Source organism: Paraburkholderia sp. RL17-347-BIC-D, from assembly GCF_046027915.1.
In the GTDB taxonomy this organism is placed as follows: Bacteria; Pseudomonadota; Gammaproteobacteria; order Burkholderiales; family Burkholderiaceae; genus Paraburkholderia.
On record NZ_JARESS010000017.1, the window covers coordinates 159660 to 177082 of the forward strand.

General features: G+C 62.8%; 17 protein-coding genes. 10 read left to right on the plus strand and 7 right to left on the minus strand.

Translation table 11 applies throughout. From position 1 onward, the window contains the following. Window positions 1–51 precede the first annotated feature (51 nt). The 4 genes from tldD (at window position 52) to P0D96_RS23385 (ending at window position 3831) form a co-directional block, all read left to right on the plus strand. Entirely contained in the window at window positions 52–1518 is a 1467-nt protein-coding gene (gene tldD / locus P0D96_RS23370) for a metalloprotease TldD (protein WP_408315487.1), read from the plus strand. 379 nt (window positions 1519–1897) lie between these two features. Beyond that, the gene (aroG, locus tag P0D96_RS23375) at window positions 1898–2971 is read left to right on the plus strand and encodes a 3-deoxy-7-phosphoheptulonate synthase AroG (protein WP_408315489.1); all 1074 of its coding nucleotides are present in this window, start codon (window positions 1898–1900) and stop codon (window positions 2969–2971) included. Window positions 2972–3156: 185 nt separating this feature from the next. Next, the gene (locus P0D96_RS23380) at window positions 3157–3495 is read left to right on the plus strand and encodes a type II toxin-antitoxin system RelE/ParE family toxin (protein WP_408178872.1); all 339 of its coding nucleotides are present in this window, start codon (window positions 3157–3159) and stop codon (window positions 3493–3495) included. A 3-nt stretch (window positions 3496–3498) separates the two neighbouring features. After that, window positions 3499–3831, plus strand: a complete 333-nt coding sequence (locus tag P0D96_RS23385; RefSeq protein WP_116142847.1) for a helix-turn-helix domain-containing protein — start codon at window positions 3499–3501, stop codon at window positions 3829–3831. Window positions 3832–3908: 77 nt separating this feature from the next. Here P0D96_RS23385 and P0D96_RS23390 read toward each other — a convergent pair whose 3' ends face one another. Beyond that, window positions 3909–4463: a cob(I)yrinic acid a,c-diamide adenosyltransferase gene (locus P0D96_RS23390; protein WP_132376005.1), complete on the minus strand. Its 555-nt coding sequence runs from the start codon at window positions 4461–4463 to the stop codon at window positions 3909–3911. Between the two features lie 216 nt (window positions 4464–4679). Between P0D96_RS23390 and P0D96_RS23395 the strand changes: the two genes are divergently transcribed. From P0D96_RS23395 to proC, 6 genes are all read left to right on the plus strand, one after another. Next, entirely contained in the window at window positions 4680–6095 is a 1416-nt protein-coding gene (locus P0D96_RS23395; protein WP_408178873.1) for an FAD-linked oxidase C-terminal domain-containing protein, read from the plus strand. Window positions 6096–6166: 71 nt separating this feature from the next. Next, entirely contained in the window at window positions 6167–7660 is a 1494-nt protein-coding gene (locus tag P0D96_RS23400) for an FAD-linked oxidase C-terminal domain-containing protein (RefSeq protein ID WP_408315492.1), read from the plus strand. A gap of 151 nt (window positions 7661–7811) precedes the next feature. Continuing rightward, window positions 7812–8900: a glycolate oxidase subunit GlcE gene (gene glcE, locus P0D96_RS23405; RefSeq protein ID WP_408178875.1), complete on the plus strand. Its 1089-nt coding sequence runs from the start codon at window positions 7812–7814 to the stop codon at window positions 8898–8900. An 8-nt stretch (window positions 8901–8908) separates the two neighbouring features. Then, a complete protein-coding gene (gene glcF, locus P0D96_RS23410; protein WP_408315494.1) occupies window positions 8909–10135 on the plus strand; it encodes a glycolate oxidase subunit GlcF in 1227 nt (408 codons plus the stop codon). Window positions 10136–10172: 37 nt separating this feature from the next. Then, complete coding sequence (locus tag P0D96_RS23415) at window positions 10173–10871, plus strand: YggS family pyridoxal phosphate-dependent enzyme (protein WP_408283434.1); 699 nt, start codon at window positions 10173–10175, stop codon at window positions 10869–10871. 57 nt (window positions 10872–10928) lie between these two features. Beyond that, window positions 10929–11744, plus strand: coding sequence for a pyrroline-5-carboxylate reductase (proC, locus tag P0D96_RS23420; protein WP_408283437.1), 816 nt, complete (start codon window positions 10929–10931; stop codon window positions 11742–11744). 347 nt (window positions 11745–12091) lie between these two features. Here the strand turns inward: proC and ubiA are convergent, their stop codons facing one another. From ubiA to P0D96_RS23450, 6 genes are all read right to left on the minus strand, one after another. Then, window positions 12092–12955: a 4-hydroxybenzoate octaprenyltransferase gene (gene ubiA, locus P0D96_RS23425; RefSeq protein ID WP_408283440.1), complete on the minus strand. Its 864-nt coding sequence runs from the start codon at window positions 12953–12955 to the stop codon at window positions 12092–12094. A gap of 198 nt (window positions 12956–13153) precedes the next feature. Next, a complete protein-coding gene (locus P0D96_RS23430; protein WP_132376013.1) occupies window positions 13154–13651 on the minus strand; it encodes a Dps family protein in 498 nt (165 codons plus the stop codon). 153 nt (window positions 13652–13804) lie between these two features. Further along, window positions 13805–13963 carry a hypothetical protein gene (locus P0D96_RS23435; protein WP_408315496.1) on the minus strand — a complete coding sequence of 53 codons (159 nt, stop codon included), beginning with the start codon at window positions 13961–13963 and terminating at the stop codon, window positions 13805–13807. Between the two features lie 86 nt (window positions 13964–14049). Further along, entirely contained in the window at window positions 14050–15504 is a 1455-nt protein-coding gene (locus P0D96_RS23440) for a catalase (RefSeq protein ID WP_408315498.1), read from the minus strand. 76 nt (window positions 15505–15580) lie between these two features. Further along, complete coding sequence (locus P0D96_RS23445) at window positions 15581–15718, minus strand: hypothetical protein (protein ID WP_408178882.1); 138 nt, start codon at window positions 15716–15718, stop codon at window positions 15581–15583. 180 nt (window positions 15719–15898) lie between these two features. Continuing rightward, on the minus strand, window positions 15899–16858 hold the full coding sequence (locus tag P0D96_RS23450; protein ID WP_132376015.1) for a LysR substrate-binding domain-containing protein: 960 nt from the start codon (window positions 16856–16858) through the stop codon (window positions 15899–15901). Window positions 16859–17423: the final 565 nt, after the last annotated feature.

Below are 17423 nucleotides of genomic sequence, written 5' to 3' on the forward strand. Positions count from 1 at the left end.
TGTGACAGAGGCGCTAACCGAATCCTTCGTATCGAGCAGAACATACTTCGCATGAACATCATCGAACCCGGTATCCGTAATCTCGCCACCGCCAAGGACATCCTCCTGACGCCCTACGGTCTCGACGAATCCCTGCTCACCCGCACGCTCGCCGAAATCTTCACGCACAAGATCGACTACGCGGACCTGTATTTCCAGTACACGCGCAGCGAAGCGTGGAGTCTCGAAGAAGGCATCGTGAAGTCCGGCAGCTTCAGCATCGACCAGGGTGTCGGCGTGCGCGCCGTGTCGGGCGACCGCACGGCTTTCGCCTATTCGGACGACCTGTCGCCCGAAGCGATCCGCCAGGCGGCGCTCGCCACCCGCTCGATCGCCAAGGCGGGCGGCGGCAAGCAGAAGATCAAGGTGGCGTCGTCGCTGACCGGCATCGCCGGGCGCGATCTGTACCTGCCGGCCGATCCGCTGCATTCGCTCGACGCGACGGCCAAGGTCAAGCTGCTCGAACGTATCGAACAGATGGCGCGCGGCCGCGATCCGCGCATCCAGCAGGTCATGGCCGGCCTCGCCGGCGAATACGACGTGGTGCTGGTCGCGCGCAGCGACGGCGGTTTCGCGGCGGATATTCGTCCGCTGGTGCGTGTCTCGGTCACGGTGATCGCCGAGCAGAACGGCCGCCGCGAAATCGGCAGCGGCGGCGGCGGTGGCCGCTTCGATTACGCCTATTTCACGGACGAAGTGCTGTCGGGCTATGTCGACGACGCCGTCCATGCGGCGCTGGTGAACCTCGACGCGCGCCCCGCTCCGGCCGGCGCGATGACCGTCGTGCTCGGACCGGGCTGGCCCGGCGTGCTGCTGCACGAAGCGATCGGCCACGGCCTGGAAGGCGACTTCAACCGCAAGGGTTCGTCGGCATTCGCGGGGCGGATCGGCGAGCAGGTCGCCGCCAAGGGCGTCACCGTGGTGGATGACGGCACGCTGCCGAACCGCCGCGGCTCGCTCAATATCGACGACGAAGGCAATCCGACCCAGTGCACCACGCTGATCGAAGACGGCATTCTGAAGGGCTACATCCAGGACACGCTGAACGCGCGTCTGATGAAGATGCCGGTCACGGGCAACGCGCGCCGTGAGTCGTATGCGGCGCTGCCCATGCCGCGCATGACCAACACATACATGCTCAACGGCGACAAGGATCCGCAGGAAATCATCGCTTCCGTGAGAAACGGGCTGTATGCGGTGAACTTCGGCGGCGGCCAGGTCGACATCACCAACGGCAAATTCGTGTTCTCCGCGTCCGAGGCGTACATGATCGAAAACGGCAAGGTCACGTACCCGGTGAAGGGCGCGACGCTGATCGGCAGCGGCCCGGAATCGCTCAAGTACGTCAGCATGATCGGCAACGACATGAAGCTCGATTCGGGCGTCGGCGTGTGCGGCAAGGAAGGCCAGAGCGTGCCGGTGGGCGTCGGCCAACCCACGCTGCGGATCGACAGAATGACGGTCGGCGGCACGGCCTGATTCGGCTGAAAATGCATACTTCGTGCACGTATTGCGCGAAGTATGCGGATTTTCCGCATTTTTGCACCCCGCGGCTTGCAAGCACCGCCTGCCCGGGTTATAAAGTCACTCACCCTTTTTGACCTGCGACCTCATTCGTCATGTCCGCCAAGTTTTATTTTTACTTTTTTTGGCATCTCAGACCGCTGGCGGATCGAGAGGGGTGTTAGTGCACGCAGGACACCGAGAATTCCCGAAAAACCGCCAGCTAGCCTGGCGGTTTTTTTTTCGCCTCATGCCTTTGAAACTTTAATTTTGATGGTCGTCCGCTCTGGCATCGCTGCTTCATCGCAACCCTGATTGCCCGCGCGAACACGCTACGAACCGATTGGAGAACAACATGCCCCCGCACAACACCGACGATGTCCGCATCCGCGAATTGAAAGAACTCACACCGCCCGCTCACCTGATCCGCGAATTCGCTTGCGACGAAACGGTGTCCGACGTGATCTACAACTCGCGCACCGCGATGCATCGCATTCTGCACGGCATGGAAGACCGTTTGATCGTGATCATCGGACCGTGTTCGATTCACGATACCAAGGCAGCGATGGAATACGCGGGGCGTCTGATCGAGCAGCGCAAACGCTTCGCCGGCGAACTCGAAATCGTGATGCGCGTGTACTTCGAAAAGCCGCGCACGACGGTGGGCTGGAAGGGTCTCATCAACGACCCGCACATGGACAACAGCTTCAAGATCAACGACGGCCTGCGCACCGCGCGCGAGCTGCTGTTGCACATCAACGAACTGGGCCTGCCGGCCGGCACCGAATACCTCGACATGATCAGCCCGCAGTACATCGCCGACCTGATCTCGTGGGGTGCGATCGGCGCGCGGACCACCGAATCCCAAGTGCACCGCGAACTGGCTTCGGGCCTGTCGTGCCCGGTCGGCTTCAAGAACGGCACGGACGGCAACGTCAAGATCGCCGTCGACGCGATCAAGGCCGCCTCGCAGCCGCATCATTTCCTGTCGGTCACCAAGGGCGGCCACTCGGCAATCGTCTCGACCGCGGGCAATGAGGACTGCCACATCATCCTGCGTGGCGGCAAGACGCCGAACTACGACGCGGATAGCGTCAACGCCGCGTGCGCGGACATCGGCAAGGCCGGCCTCGCCGCGCGTCTGATGATCGACGCGAGCCACGCGAACAGCTCGAAGAAACACGAGAACCAGATTCCGGTGTGCGCGGATATCGGCCGCCAGATTGCTTCGGGTGACGAACGGATTGTCGGCGTCATGGTGGAATCGCATCTGGTGGCGGGCCGCCAGGATCTGCAGGAAGGCTGCGCGCTGACGTACGGCCAGAGCATCACGGACGCGTGCATCGGTTGGGATGAAAGCGTCGCCGTACTCGAAGGCCTCGCCGACGCGGTCAAGCAACGCCGTGTGGCACGCGGCAGCGGCAACTGAACCCACGCTGATTGCAGCGGTGGATGCACAGAAGAGCCCGGCTCGATGAGCCGGGCTTTTTGTTGGCTGAACGGACGAATGGTGCTTCTTTAGTCGCCTCTGTACCGTAACAACTCATGGCCGGGTCGAATGCGACTTGACCGGGATGAATGTTACGTATAACATTTTATACATGAAAGGCGGCTATGGAGCAGGAAAAAGAAATTCGCTGGCTAGGCTCCAGCTATCACGATTTACTCGCCTTTCCCGGGGAAATGCGTCGTCAAGCGGGGGTTCAGCTCAGCGAGATTCAGGCGGGCCTAGACCCTGACGACTGGAAACCGTTCGACTCGATCGGTCCCGGAACACGCGAGATTCGAATCAGAGAAGCAGACGGCATTTTTCGCGTCATGTACGTGACCAAGTTTGTGGAAGCGCTGTATGTGCTGCATTGCTTCCAGAAGAAAACGCAAAAGCTCGGTCCGCACGACAGGAAGATTGCCGAAACGCGGTATCGCGCCATCATTAACAATAGGAAAACTTAACAAATGACGATCGACACCAAAATTCGTCACGTAACCAAGCCGGGCGCCAATCTGTTCCTCGAACTCGGCTTTTCCGCTGAAGAGGCGAAACGCCTGCACGCCGCATCGCAAAAACAGATCAACGACACGCGGCTGCTCAAGGAGCAGCTCATGACGGAACTGTCCACCTGGATCGAACAGCATCATTTGAAGCAGGCCGAGGCGGCCGAGATTCTGATGGTGTCTCGCCCGCGCGTGTCCGACGTGGTCAACAAGAAGACCACCAAGTTCACCATCGACACGCTGGTGGAAATGATGAGCCGGATCGGCAAGCCGGTCACGCTGGCGGTTGGCTAACGCACGGGGTCGTCAATGCGGCTGACGCTGCATGCGTCGTGGCGCGGTCTTGCGCCTATTGCAGCGGCTACCAGGCTTTAGCCTGCGCTGCGTTCGTGTTGCCACAGCACATCGGTGCCGCCGTCCACGCGATTGAGCACGCGCGCGAGCACGAACAGCAGATCGGAAAGCCGGTTCACATACTGGCGCGGCGCGGCGTTGATAGTCTCGTGCTCACCCAACGCAACAATCGCCCGTTCGGCACGGCGGCACACGGTGCGGCACACATGCGCAAGCGAGGCCGCACGCGAGCCAGCGGGCAGAATGAACTCCTTAAGCGGCGGCAACGCCGCGTTGTAGTCGGCAAGCCAGTCGTCGAGTTGCGCGAGTTGCCGGTCGGTAATCATCGTGTGGCCGGGAATGCACAACTCGCCGCCGAGGTCGAACAGATCATGCTGGATCGTCACGAGCGCTGTCCGCACCTTGTCCGGCAAGGTTTCACACAGCAGCACGCCGAGGTTCGAGTTGAGTTCGTCCACGTCGCCGATCGCGGCAATGCGCGCGCTGTCTTTGCGCACACGGCTGCCGTCACCGAGACCGGTGGTGCCGTCATCGCCCGTGCGGGTGGCGATCTTGCTCAAACGGTTGCCCATAAAGTCTCCCATGCATTCAGTGACGATGCGCCGCGCCATGGCCCGACATAGATCCGCAGCGGCACATCAGGCACCGCGTTTATCCATATTGCGCGCATCGTGAAGTCGCCGCCATTATAGAAGCGCTGGCCGGCTGCAACGCCGGCCCACGGGTGATCGGCGTAAAATGAAACACATGCTGCAAACCAGCACCGCCCCAAATACCAGGAGACATGCGTGAATCATCCCGTGCCGCCGGCCCCGCTGCGCCGGCCGTTTCCCGCCGAGTTGCTGAGCGCGCTCAAAGCCCTCTTCGCCGATCGCGTGTCCGTGTCCGAAGCCGTGCGCACCCATCATGGCCGCGACGAATCGCCGTTCGACCCGCAACTGCCCGATGCCGTCGTCTTCGCGCGCACGACTGAAGACGTGCAAACCGTCGTCAAACTGTGCGGCCAGTACAACGTACCGATCATCCCCTACGGCAACGGCTCGTCGCTCGAAGGGCATCTGCTCGCCGTGCAAGGCGGCGTGTCGATCGATCTGTCGGAAATGAACCGGGTGTTGTCGATCAACGCCGAAGACCTGACGGTCACGGTCGAACCCGGCATCTCGCGCAAGCAGTTGAACGAGGCATTGCGCGACACCGGTCTGTTCTTCCCGATCGACCCGGGCGCGGACGCGAGCATTGGCGGCATGTCGGCCACGCGCGCGTCGGGCACCAACGCCGTGCGCTACGGCACGATGCGCGAGAACGTGCTCGGGCTGTCCGTGGTTCTGGCCGACGGACGCGTGATCAAAACCGGCACGCGGGCTCGCAAGTCGTCCGCGGGTTACGACCTCACGCGCATGTTCGTCGGCTCGGAAGGCACGCTCGGCGTGATCACGGAAATCACCGTGCGCCTGTATCCGCAACCAGAAGCGGTGTCGGCAGCCGTGTGCGCGTTCCCGTCCATGGGCAATGCGGTGCGCGCGGTCATCGAAACGATTCAGATGGGCGTGCCGATTGCGCGCGTCGAGTTCGTCGATTCGCTCGCCATCCGCTCGATCAATCGCCACTCGAATCTGACGCTGCGTGAAGCGCCCACGCTATTCTTCGAATTCCACGGCACCGAGGCGAGCGTGAAAGAGCAGGCCGAACTGGTCCAGGAGATCGCCGCGCAGAATGCCGGCGAAGGCTTCGAATGGGCGACGCGTCCGGAGGACCGCAGCCGTCTGTGGAACGCGCGCCACAACGCCTATTTCGCCATGCTGCAGCTGAAACCCGGCTGCCGCGCGGTCACAACCGACGTCTGCGTGCCGATCTCGCGTCTCGCGGAATGCGTGGAGGAAACGGAACAGGATCTGAAAGCGTCGCCGCTGCCCTGCCCGATCGTCGGCCATGTCGGCGACGGCAACTTTCACGTCGCGATCCTGATCGATCCCAACAAGCCGGAAGAGCTCGTCGAAGCCGAACGTCTGAACCATCGCATCGTGCAACGCGCGCTGCGCATGGACGGCACCTGCACGGGCGAGCATGGCGTCGGCCTGCACAAGATGGGCTTCCTGCTCGAAGAGCACGGTGAAGTCGCGGTGGATACCATGCGCTCGATCAAGCACGCGCTCGATCCGCACAATCTGATGAACCCGGGCAAGATCTTCACCTGGGCAGCATGACGCGTATTCAGGCGCGGCTGCATGAGAGAACCAGCCGCGTTGGACTTGAAAGGCACGAGGAGACAAGTCACATGAACGCACCCGCTGAACTGACGGCCGAAGTACTCGCCCAGCGCCAGCGCGAAGTCGTGCAGGCGCTGATGGCCGTATTGCCGACCCATTGTTTGCTGTATCGCGAAGAAGACACCGTCGCCTACGAATGCGACGGTCTCGCGGCCTACCGGCGTCTACCGCTCGCGGTCGCGTTGCCGGAGACGGAATCGCAGGTGCAGCGCATCGTGCAGATCTGCCATCGCCTCGACGTGCCGCTCGTGCCGCGCGGCGCGGGCACCGGTCTGTCCGGCGGCGCCATGCCGATCCGGCACGGCGTGGTGGTATCGCTTGCGCGCTTCCGCAAGATCGTCGAGGTCGACTCGTACGCGCGGACCGCCACGGTGCAGCCGGGTGTGCGCAACCTGTCCATCTCGGAAGCCGCCGCACCTTACGGTTTGTATTACGCGCCGGACCCGTCATCGCAGATCGCCTGCACGATCGGCGGCAATGTCTCGGAGAATTCCGGCGGCGTCCACTGCCTCAAATACGGCCTCACGGTGCATAACGTGATGCGCGTGCGCGCCGTGACCATGGAAGGCGAAATCGTCGAGTTCGGCTCTCTCGCCCCTGACGCGCCCGGTCTCGATCTGCTGGCCGTGCTGATCGGCAGCGAGGGCATGTTTGCGATCGTTACCGAAGTCACCGTCAAGCTGATCCCGAAACCGCAAACGGCGCAGGTCATCATGGCCAGTTTCGACGACGTCGTGAAAGGCGGCGACGCGGTCGCCGGCATCATTGCGGCGGGCATCATTCCGGCGGGGCTGGAGATGATGGACAAGCCGGCCACGCGCGCCGTCGAGGAATTCGTCAACGCGGGCTACGATCTCGAAGCGGCGGCCATCCTGCTGTGCGAATCGGACGGCACGCCCGAAGAAGTCGCCGATGAAATCGTGCGCATGACCGCGGTGCTGCGCGAACAGGGCGCCACCCGCATCCAGATTTCCCGCTCGGAGAACGAGCGCTTGCGCTTCTGGTCCGGCCGCAAGAATGCATTCCCGGCCGCCGGGCGCATTTCACCCGACTATTACTGCATGGACGGCACGGTGCCGCGCCGCAGTATCGGGCCGCTGCTGGCGCGCATCGAGGCGATGGAGAAGACCTACAACTTGCGCTGCATCAACGTATTCCATGCGGGAGACGGCAACATGCATCCGCTGATCCTGTTCAACGGCAACGACCAGGACGAGTGGCACCGGGCCGAAGCGTTCGGTTCCGACATCCTCGAAACGTGCGTCGAACTGGGCGGCACGGTGACCGGCGAGCACGGCGTCGGCATCGAGAAGATCAATTCGATGTGCGTGCAGTTTTCGCCCGAAGAGCGCGACGCGTTCCACGCGGTCAAGCGGGCTTTCGACGCACCCGGCCTGCTCAACCCCGATAAAGGCATTCCCACGCGGGCACGCTGCGCCGAATACGGCAAGATGCACGTGCGCGGTGGCTTGCTACCGCATCCAGAGCTGCCGCGGTTTTAACGCTGTGCCGTGCCCGCCGACGCATCACGCATAGCTCGCGTGGGCGCCGGTTTTCCTGCTCTCACCCTGATTACCCGATGCGGGTCCGCTCCTGGTTGCCAGCGGGCCCCCGCCCGGTACAATCAAACGAAACACAACGAAGCAGGACACCATGGAAGAGGACGACATCGTCGCCGTGTGGTCGGAACGTGTGCGTTCGGCCAGCGCCGAGGGGCGCGCGTTGCGCATCCGTGGCGGCGGCACCAAAGACTGGTACGGTCAGACGCTGGAAGGTGACATCCTCGACACGCGCGCTTATCGCGGCATCATCGCGTACGATCCGGCAGAGCTGGTCATTACCGCGCGCGCGGGCACGCCCCTGCTGGAGATCGAGGCCGCGCTCACCGACCATCATCAGATGCTCGCCTTCGAGCCGCCGCACTTCGGGCCGCAGGCCACCTTCGGCGGCTGCATCGCGGCGGGTATCGCCGGTCCGCGCCGCCCATCGGCCGGCGCGGCGCGCGACTTCGTGCTCGGCGCCGTCATCATGAACGGCCAGGGGCAGAAGCTGCATTTCGGCGGCCAGGTGGTGAAGAACGTCGCGGGCTATGACGTCTCGCGCCTGATGGCCGGCTCGCTCGGCACCCTGGGACTGATCCTCGAACTGTCGATCAAGGTACTGCCGTTGCCGCAGGCCGAAGCCACGCTCAAATTCGACATGAACGGCACCGACGCGGTCCGTAAGCTCAACGAATGGGGCGGCCGCCCGCTGCCGATTACCGCGAGTGCCTGGCGCCATGGCACGCTGGCCGTGCGCCTCGCCGGCGCCGAGGCCGCAGTCAAGTCGGCGAAGATGGCGCTCGGCGGCGAAGTCGTCGATGCGGTTGAAGCCGAACGCTTCTGGGCGGGCCTGCGCGAACAGACCGACTCGTTCTTCGCCGCCATTCCGCCGCGGGCCGCACTGTGGCGCCTTGCGCTGCCTTCGATCACGGAGCCGCTGCAACTGCCCGGCGCGCAACTCATGGAATGGGGCGGCGGCCAGCGCTGGTGGATCACCGACACCGACGCGCAGACCGTGCGCATCAGCGCCAAGCAGGCCGGCGGCCACGCCACGATCTTCCGCACCGGCCACGGCTACGACCGCGGCGCCGGCGTATTCACCCCGCTGCCCGCGCCGCTAATGAAAATCCATCGCGGCCTGAAAACCGCTTTCGACCCGGCCCGCATCTTCAATCGCGGCCGTCTCTACCCCGACTTCTGAGCGACGCGATGCAAACCAACCTCGCGGACTTCATTCGCAACACGCCCGACGGCGACGAAGCCGACGGCATCCTGCGCAATTGCGTGCATTGCGGTTTCTGCACCGCCACCTGTCCGACGTATCAGATACTCGGCGACGAACTCGACGGCCCACGCGGACGGATCTATCTGATCAAGCAGATGGTCGAAGGCGCGCCGGTCACGCGCAGCACCCAGATCCATCTCGACCGGTGCCTGACCTGCCGAAACTGCGAAACGACCTGCCCGTCCGGCGTGCAATATGGCCGGCTGGTGGAAATCGGCCGCAAGATCACCGAAGAAAAAGTCACGCGCCCATTCAGTCAACGGGTGATGCGCCGCATGCTCGCGAGCTTCGTGCCGAACAGCGCACTGTTCACGCCGACCATGCGGATCGGCCAGCATTTTCGCCCGTTGCTGCCCAAGAAGCTGCGCGACAAAGTGCCGGCGCGGCAGCGTCCGCTCGAATGGCCGACCGCCAAACATCCGCGCAAGATGCTGATGCTGGCGGGTTGCGTGCAACCGTCGATGATGCCGAACGTCAACATCGCCACCGCGCGCGTGTTCGACGCGCTCGGTGTCGAAATGCTGATCGCGCCGGATGCGGGCTGCTGCGGCGCGATCCGTCTGCATCTGGGCTACAACGACGAAGCGCTCGACGACCTGCGCGCCAACATCGACGCATGGTGGCCCTACGTCGAACAGGGCGTGGAGGCGATCGTCATGAACGCGTCCGGCTGCGGCGCGACGGTCAAGGAATACGCGCACTTGTTGCGGCATGATCCGGCGTATGCGGAAAAGGCGCGCCGCGTGGTGGAATTGACGCGCGACGTCGCGGAAATCCTGCCGGAGTTCGAAGAAGCGCTGATCTCGGTCACGCGCCGCCGCTCGGTGCACACCGTGGCGTTTCATCCGCCTTGCACGCTGCAGCATGGTCAGCAGATACGCGGCAAGGTCGAGCATTTGCTGACCGCGCTGGGTGTCGAAGTGCGTCTGCCCGCCGACAATCATCTGTGCTGCGGCTCGGCCGGCACCTACTCGCTGACGCAGCCCAAGCTCTCGTATGCGCTGCGCGATCAGAAGCTCGAGCGGCTGCAGGCGCAGGAGCCGCAGGTGATCGTGTCGGCGAACGTCGGCTGCATTGCGCATCTGCAAAGCGGCACGTCGACGCCGGTCGCGCACTGGATCGAACTGGTCGAGCACATGCTGTCCGTATAATCGGGTAATCGACTCTCGCTGGACTTCCGGTTCCGACATGCCCGATCTGATTCACAACCTCGAGGCGGTGCAGCAGCGCATCGCCATGGCCGCGCATGTGGCCGGACGCGATACGCGTTCGGTCCATCTGCTCGCGGTCTCCAAGACCTTCCCCGCCGAAGACGTACGCGCCGCCTACAACGCCGGCCAGCGCGCATTCGGTGAAAACTACGTGCAGGAAGCCCTCACCAAGATCGAGACGCTCGCCGATCTGCGCGCTACGCTCGAATGGCACTTCATCGGTCCGTTGCAATCGAACAAGACGCGGCCGGTCGCCGAGCAGTTCGATTGGGTGCATTCGGTCGATCGGTTGAAGATCGCGCAGCGGCTCTCGGAGCAGCGTCCCGATAATTTGCCGCCGCTCAACGTGTGCCTGCAGGTCAACATCAGCGGCGAGACGTCGAAGAGCGGCGTGAGCGTTCCCGAGGCGGTGGAAGTCGCGCAGGCGATCGCCGCCCTGCCGAAGCTGAATTTGCGCGGCCTGATGGCGATTCCCGAGCCCGCCGGCGGCATCGACGAACAACGTGTGCCGCATCGGCACTTGCGCGAACTGTTCGAGCGTCTGTGCAACGACGGACTCGAACTCGACACGCTGTCCATGGGCATGTCGAGCGACCTCGAGGCCGCCGTGCTGGAAGGCGCGACGATCGTGCGCGTCGGCACTGCGATCTTCGGCGCGCGAGATTACTCTAACTGACCCTTGCGGGCCTTTTCAGGCTCTTTGGGCTCCTCACGGCACTTCCTTCGGAACATCATGAAAATTGCTTTTATCGGCGGTGGCAACATGGCTGCCGCGTTGATCGGCGGCCTCATCAAGCGTGGCGTCGCACCCGCTGACCTCTACGCAATCGATCCCAACGAAGACGCGCGCAAGCGCAACGAGCAGCAATTCGGCATCAAGACCGGCGCCGCCGCGGATGCCGCGCTCGCCGCGTACGACGCCGTCGTGCTGGCGGTGAAGCCGCAGATTCTGAAAAGCGTCGCCGAGGCGGTGGCGCCGCATCTGAATGCATCGCAACTGGCGGTGAGTATCGTCGCGGGTATTCGCATGAGCGACATGTCGCGCTGGCTGAATGGCCACAACCGTATCGTGCGCGTCATGCCGAATACGCCGGCGCTGATCGGCATGGGCGTGACGGGACTGGTGGCGACCGGCAGCGTCGACGAAGCGGGGCGCGCGCTCGCATCGCAAGTGCTGGGGGCGGTAGGCGAAACGGTCTGGTTCGACGACGAAGCGAAAATCGACGCCGTCACCGCGATCTCGGGCAGCGGACCGGCCTACGTGTTCTATTTCATCGAGGCGTTGCAGGAAGCCGCCCGCCAGCTCGGCATGGATGAAGCGCAGGGTCGCGCGCTGGCCGTGGCGACCTTCACCGGCGCGGCGCAACTGGCGGCGAATTCCGACGAGCCGCCGAGCGTGCTGCGCGAACGTGTGACATCCAAAGGCGGCACGACGGCGGCGGCGCTTGCGTCGTTCGACGCGAGCGGCATCAAGGATGCGATCGTGCACGGCGTGCTCGCCGCCGATGCGCGCGCCAAGGAAATGGGGGACGAGTTCGGCAAGCAGTGAGCGCGCTCGCGCGGCGCGAGGAAGTCGGGAAATTTCAGGAAGGGGAGCACGTTGTGGCACGCCGCGCTGCGATTCGAACCGGCGCGGCGTCTACGGCGCCGGACGCGAAGTAAGTAGCGCGGCAGAACTGACCGCGGTAGCACTTCCATTCAGGCCACGGCGACACCCGCCGATAGAAACGCAAAGCCAGCGTAAATGCCGCGCAAAAGACCGAGCGCGGTGCCTACTGCGCCGCAAGCGCGAAGAATGTAGCGCAGTAAAACTTGAAGGCCGTAGCGCTTCGATTCAAGCCGCAGCGCCGCCTGCTCAATAGAAACGCAAAACCAGCGTAAAACCGCGCAACAAAACTAAAACGACCCCACCGCGTAATGCGCGGCGATGCCGACGAACAGCGCGCCGCCCAGCCAGTTGTTATGCCGGAACGCGGCGAAGCACGCCATCCGTTCACGGTCGCGGATCAGCGTGTAGTGATAGATCGCGCAGCCCGCGGCCGCCGCCCATCCCAGCCAGTACAGCACGCCGAAGCCGAGCAGCACGCCGATACCGACGTAAATCCCCAGCGTCACCGCGTAGCAGATCATGATCGCCGCCACATCGAAGCGGCCGAACGTCAGCGCCGACGTGCGGATACCGATCTTGACGTCGTCGTCACGGTCGACCATCGCGTATTCAGTGTCGTACGCCACCGACCAGAACACATTGGCCAGCAGCATCACCCACGCGAGCAACGGCACGTGGTCCTGTATCGCGGCGAACGCCATCGGAATGCCGAAGCCGAACGCGATCCCCAGATACGCCTGCGGAATCGCGAAGAACCGCTTGGTGAAAGGATACGAACCGGCGACGAAAAGCGCCGCCACCGAGAGTTCCTTGGTCAGCGTATTCAGCGGCAGGATCAGCAGAAACGCCAGCAACGACAACGCGGCCGCCAGCGCCACGGCTTCCCACGCCTTGATCTTGCCCGACGTGATCGGACGATTCTCCGTGCGCTTCACGTAGCGATCGAAGTCGCGATCTGCGTAATCGTTGATCGCGCAGCCCGCCGAGCGCATCAGCACCGTGCCCACGATGAAAATCACCAGCAGCGGCCACGTCGGATGACCGTCGGAGGCGATCCACAGCGCGTTGAGCGTCGGCCACAGCAGCAGCAGGCTGCCGATCGGCTTGTCCATGCGCACGAGGCGCAAATACAGGGGAAGTCGGGCGAACATGGGCGGAGTCGGTGAAAGTGCGAAGACGGTGCGGCTATTTTACGGGAAGCGGACGACGGGTCGCTTCCGAGCGGGCAGGACTGACCGAGCCGGCGCTGAAAAAAACAAAGCCTCCCGTGCAGGGAGGCTTTGTTGGTGTCGCACTTTACCGAAGACGCAGACGGGTACGTCGAAACGTGACGCCTTGCGCGCTAATGCTTAAGCGAGCATCGAGCGCAGCATCCACGCGGTCTTTTCGTGCGTTTGCATGCGTTGTGTCAGCAGGTCGGCGGTCGGCTCGTCGTTGGCGGCTTCCGTCGACGGGAAAATCGCGCGTGCGGTACGCACGACGGCTTCCTGACCTTCCACCAACTGGCGGATCATTTCTTCCGCGGCCGGCACGCCGTCCGCTTCCGGAATCGACGACAGCTTGGCGAAATCCTTGTAGCTGCCCGGTGCATGCACGCCCAGCGCGCGAATCCGTTCAGCGATCGAATCGACCGCCAGCGCGAGCTCGTTGTACTGCGTTTCGAACATGAGGTGCAGCGTATTGAACATCGGACCCGTCACGTTCCAGTGGAAGTTGTGGGTCTTCAGGTACAGCGTATAGGTGTCGGCGAGCAGGCGCGACAGACCTTCTGCAATCTTCTTGCGATCCTTGTCGCTGATCCCGATATTGACGTGCTGTACGGCTGCTGCGGCTTCTTTTTTGGCCATGATGACTCCTTTGAAGAGTGATACGAACCGGTCGGCAAAGTGACGGTCTGCGGATAGCAAACTCGACAGCTCGAACGCTCGACAGTTTAGCCTGGAAAACTGCTGCGTTCGTATGACGCGTGGCCACTTGCCGCATCACGGCGGCGGCTTGGATCAGCCGCCGAGCGCGTGTTGCAGCGCCTGCGCGACGATCACTGCGACTCCGCTCGCGAAGATCGCAAAGCCCACCGCCGTGCGCGCCAACAATGCGCGCGGTCGCGCGCTGTTTGCGGCTGACGTGCCGCCCAGCGCGGCTATCATCATCTGCGTCATGATCGTGCTCCTTCAGTTCGTATCGGTACCAGCGGGACGCAGATGCGCCCCGCTTTGCTGCATGACTTCTACTGCGCAATTGCTGTTTACTTCTTATTGCGTTCCGCGAGGTTGGCCATCGCCGCGATCACGCCTTCCGCGTAAGCCGGGTCGGCGCGACGGAAATGCTCGATCTGACGCGCAACGATCTCCTGCGGCACACCGTTGATATGGCGTGCGATGTTGCCGAACAGACGCTCGCGCTGAGTTGCATCGAAGAGCGCAAACAACATACCTGGCTGCGTGTAGTAGTCGTCGTCCAGGCGATGATCGTAGCGATCCACAGCGCCCGCCGCGAGCGGCGGCTCGGACGCGTTGGCGTCCTGCGCGAAATCGCCGAAGCGGTTCGGCTCGTAATTCACGTTGCCGCCGAGGTTGCCGTCCGTGCGCATCGCGCCGTCGCGATGGAACGAATGCGGGCTCGGCACGCGCGCTGCATTCACCGGAATCTGGTGATGATTGATGCCGAGGCGATAGCGCTGCGTGTCGCCGTACGAGAACAGACGGCCCTGCAACAGACGATCCGGCGAGAAACCGATACCCGGCACCACGTTGGCCGGCGTGAACGCCGCCTGCTCCACGTCCGCGAAATAGTTCTGTGCGTTGCGATTCAGCTCGATCGTGCCGACGTCGATCAACGGATAGTCCTTCTGCGACCACACTTTCGTGATGTCGAACGGATTGAAGCGATACGTCGCGGCTTGCGCTTCCGGCATCACCTGAATCGCGAAACGCCACTTCGGGAAGTTGCCCGCGTCGATGTTGCCGACCAGATCGCGTTGCGCGCTTTCGCGGTCTTGCGCCACCACTTGTGCCGCTTCGGCGTCGGTGAAGTTCTCCATGCCTTGCATCGACTTGAAATGGAACTTCACCCAGAAACGCTCGTTGTCGGCGTTGATGAACGAATACGTGTGCGAGCCGAAGCCGTGCATCTGCCGGTAATTCTGCGGAATGCCGCGGTCGCTCATCAGAATCGTCACCTGATGCAGCGACTCCGGATGACGCGACCAGAAATCCCACGCCGCGACATTGCTGCGCATGTTGGTGTACGGGTCGCGCTTTTGCGTGTGGATGAAGTCCGGAAACTTCAGCGGATCGCGGATAAAGAACACCGGCGTATTGTTGCCGACCACGTCCCAGTTGCCTTCTTCCGTGTAGAACTTGATCGAGAAGCCACGCACGTCGCGTTCGGCGTCGGCTGCGCCGCGCTCGCCGGCCACCGTCGAAAAGCGCATGAAGAGCGGCGTTTCCTTGCTGACTTGCGCGAACACCTTCGCCTTCGTGTAGCGCGAGATATCGTGCGTCACCTTCAGCGTGCCGAATGCGCCCGAACCTTTGGCGTGGACACGGCGTTCCGGAATCACTTCACGATCGAAGTGAGCGAGTTTTTCAAGCAGCCAGACGTCTTGCAGAACAACCGGACCGCGTGAGCCGGCGGTCATCGAATTCTGGTTGTCGGCGACGGGTGCGCCGGCGGCACTGGTGAGCTTACGTTCGGTCATGCGTGACTCCTGGTTGGCTTTTATCGAAACAGATTGTGGGGAGCGGCGCGGCGCACAGATGCCAGAGGCTCATGCGTTATGCGGACAGGGCCCGATCGACCAGCAGGGACAACGCGACGGTACGCACGCTGAGCATCGACGCGACAAAACCGCGCGGCACGACGGCCGATTGAGCGATGAAGGCGTGGATTTGTTGCGGCTTGGATTGCGTCATGGCTTCCTCTGGGTCTTATGGGATCAGGCGATCCATGGAGGAAACTATAACAACACTATCTAAATACTGCTTTTGATTAATTTTATCTATTCGATAGGACTTGTGGCTATCGGCGCCTCGGGCGGGCGCCAGGCCGGTCGCTGGACGTGTGCGCAGCGAGCCGGCTTCTCGGTGCGCTGGTTAGTTGACGGCGACCGGCAAATCGAGCTTCTTGACACCCGCCAGATCGCAGGAGCTGATGGCGTCGCAAATGGCCTCGATGGCGGGCATGCGCGTGAAGCTCTTGCGCCAGGCCAGCACGACGCGACGATCCGGCACGGGTTCGTCGAAAGCGACGTAGCTGAGCAGCCCCGAATCGATGCCGCCGGCGTGCGGCTTGACTTCATGCACCGACATGCGCGGCAGCACGGTAATGCCGACACCGCTCGCGACCATGTGACGGATGGTTTCCAGCGACGACCCTTCGAAGGTCTTCTGGATACCGTCCGCGTTTTGCGAAAAGCGCATCAACTCCGGGCAAACGCCCAGCACGTGGTCGCGGAAGCAGTGACCGCTGCCGAGCAGCAGCATGGTTTCCTGCTTCAGATCGTCGGCGTCGATTTTCAGGCGGTTTTCCCAAGCGTGACCGGACGGCAAGGCGACCACAAAAGGCTCGTCGTACAGCGGGCGCAGCATCAGGCCCGTTTCCGGAAACGGCAGCGCCATGATGGCGACGTCGATTTCGCCTTGCTTGAGCAGTTCGATCAGCTTGAGCGTGTAATTTTCCTGCAGCATCAAGGGCATTTGCGGGACGCGCTTGATCATCTGTTTGACGAGCGTGGGCAGCAGGTACGGCCCGATCGTATAGATGACGCCCAGGCGCAGCGGCCCGACCAGCGGGTCTTTGCCTTGTTTGGCGATTTCCTTGATGGCGAGCGTCTGCTCGAGAACGCGTTGAGCTTGCGTGACGATCTGTTCGCCGATCGGCGTGACACTCACTTCGCTGGTGCCGCGCTCGAAGATCTGGACGTTGAGCTCGTCTTCAAGCTTTTTGATCGCCACCGACAGCGTCGGCTGGCTGACGAAACACGCTTCGGCGGCCCGGCCGAAGTGCCGCTCGCGGGCGACCGCGACGATGTATTTCAATTCGGTGAGCGTCATTAGGGGACCAATCAGTGCGATGAATTCGATAGGTTCTAGTTATACACCTATAGGGTCGGTTCGCCAACCATTTGGTTTTTTGCGCGGGGCGCTGGTGGGGTGGAGTGCTTGCTGAGTTGGCCTTTCCTTGAATTCACGGTGGTCTATTAGCGTTGCCCCTGTGCGGGGCGGCACCTACTTTCTTTGCTTGCCGCAAAGAAAGTAGGCAAAGAAAGCGGCTTCACACCGCCAGCCTATAAGCGGGTCCCTCGCGCAGTCGCGGTAGTGGTGCATCTGGAATCTGTGTTCTCGCGCATTCCGCGTGAGTGACAAGGCAGTCATTCTTCCGGCAGCGCTGCGCGCGCCGTCGCGGTACTTCATCAACCTGCGGTGCGATCGCCCGGCGTTCGCTCTCCGTGCGGCGTCACGGCATGCGGCGCAATCCCGTCATGTTTTTCGGCGTTTCCCCGAGGCCGACGGCCCGCTCGCGCACAAGCGAATCCACCGGATTCCGCCGGACTCTTCCGGCGAGTGCGTAGCGCGAGGCGGGAGGTATGACTGCCTTGTCACTCACGCGGAATGCGCA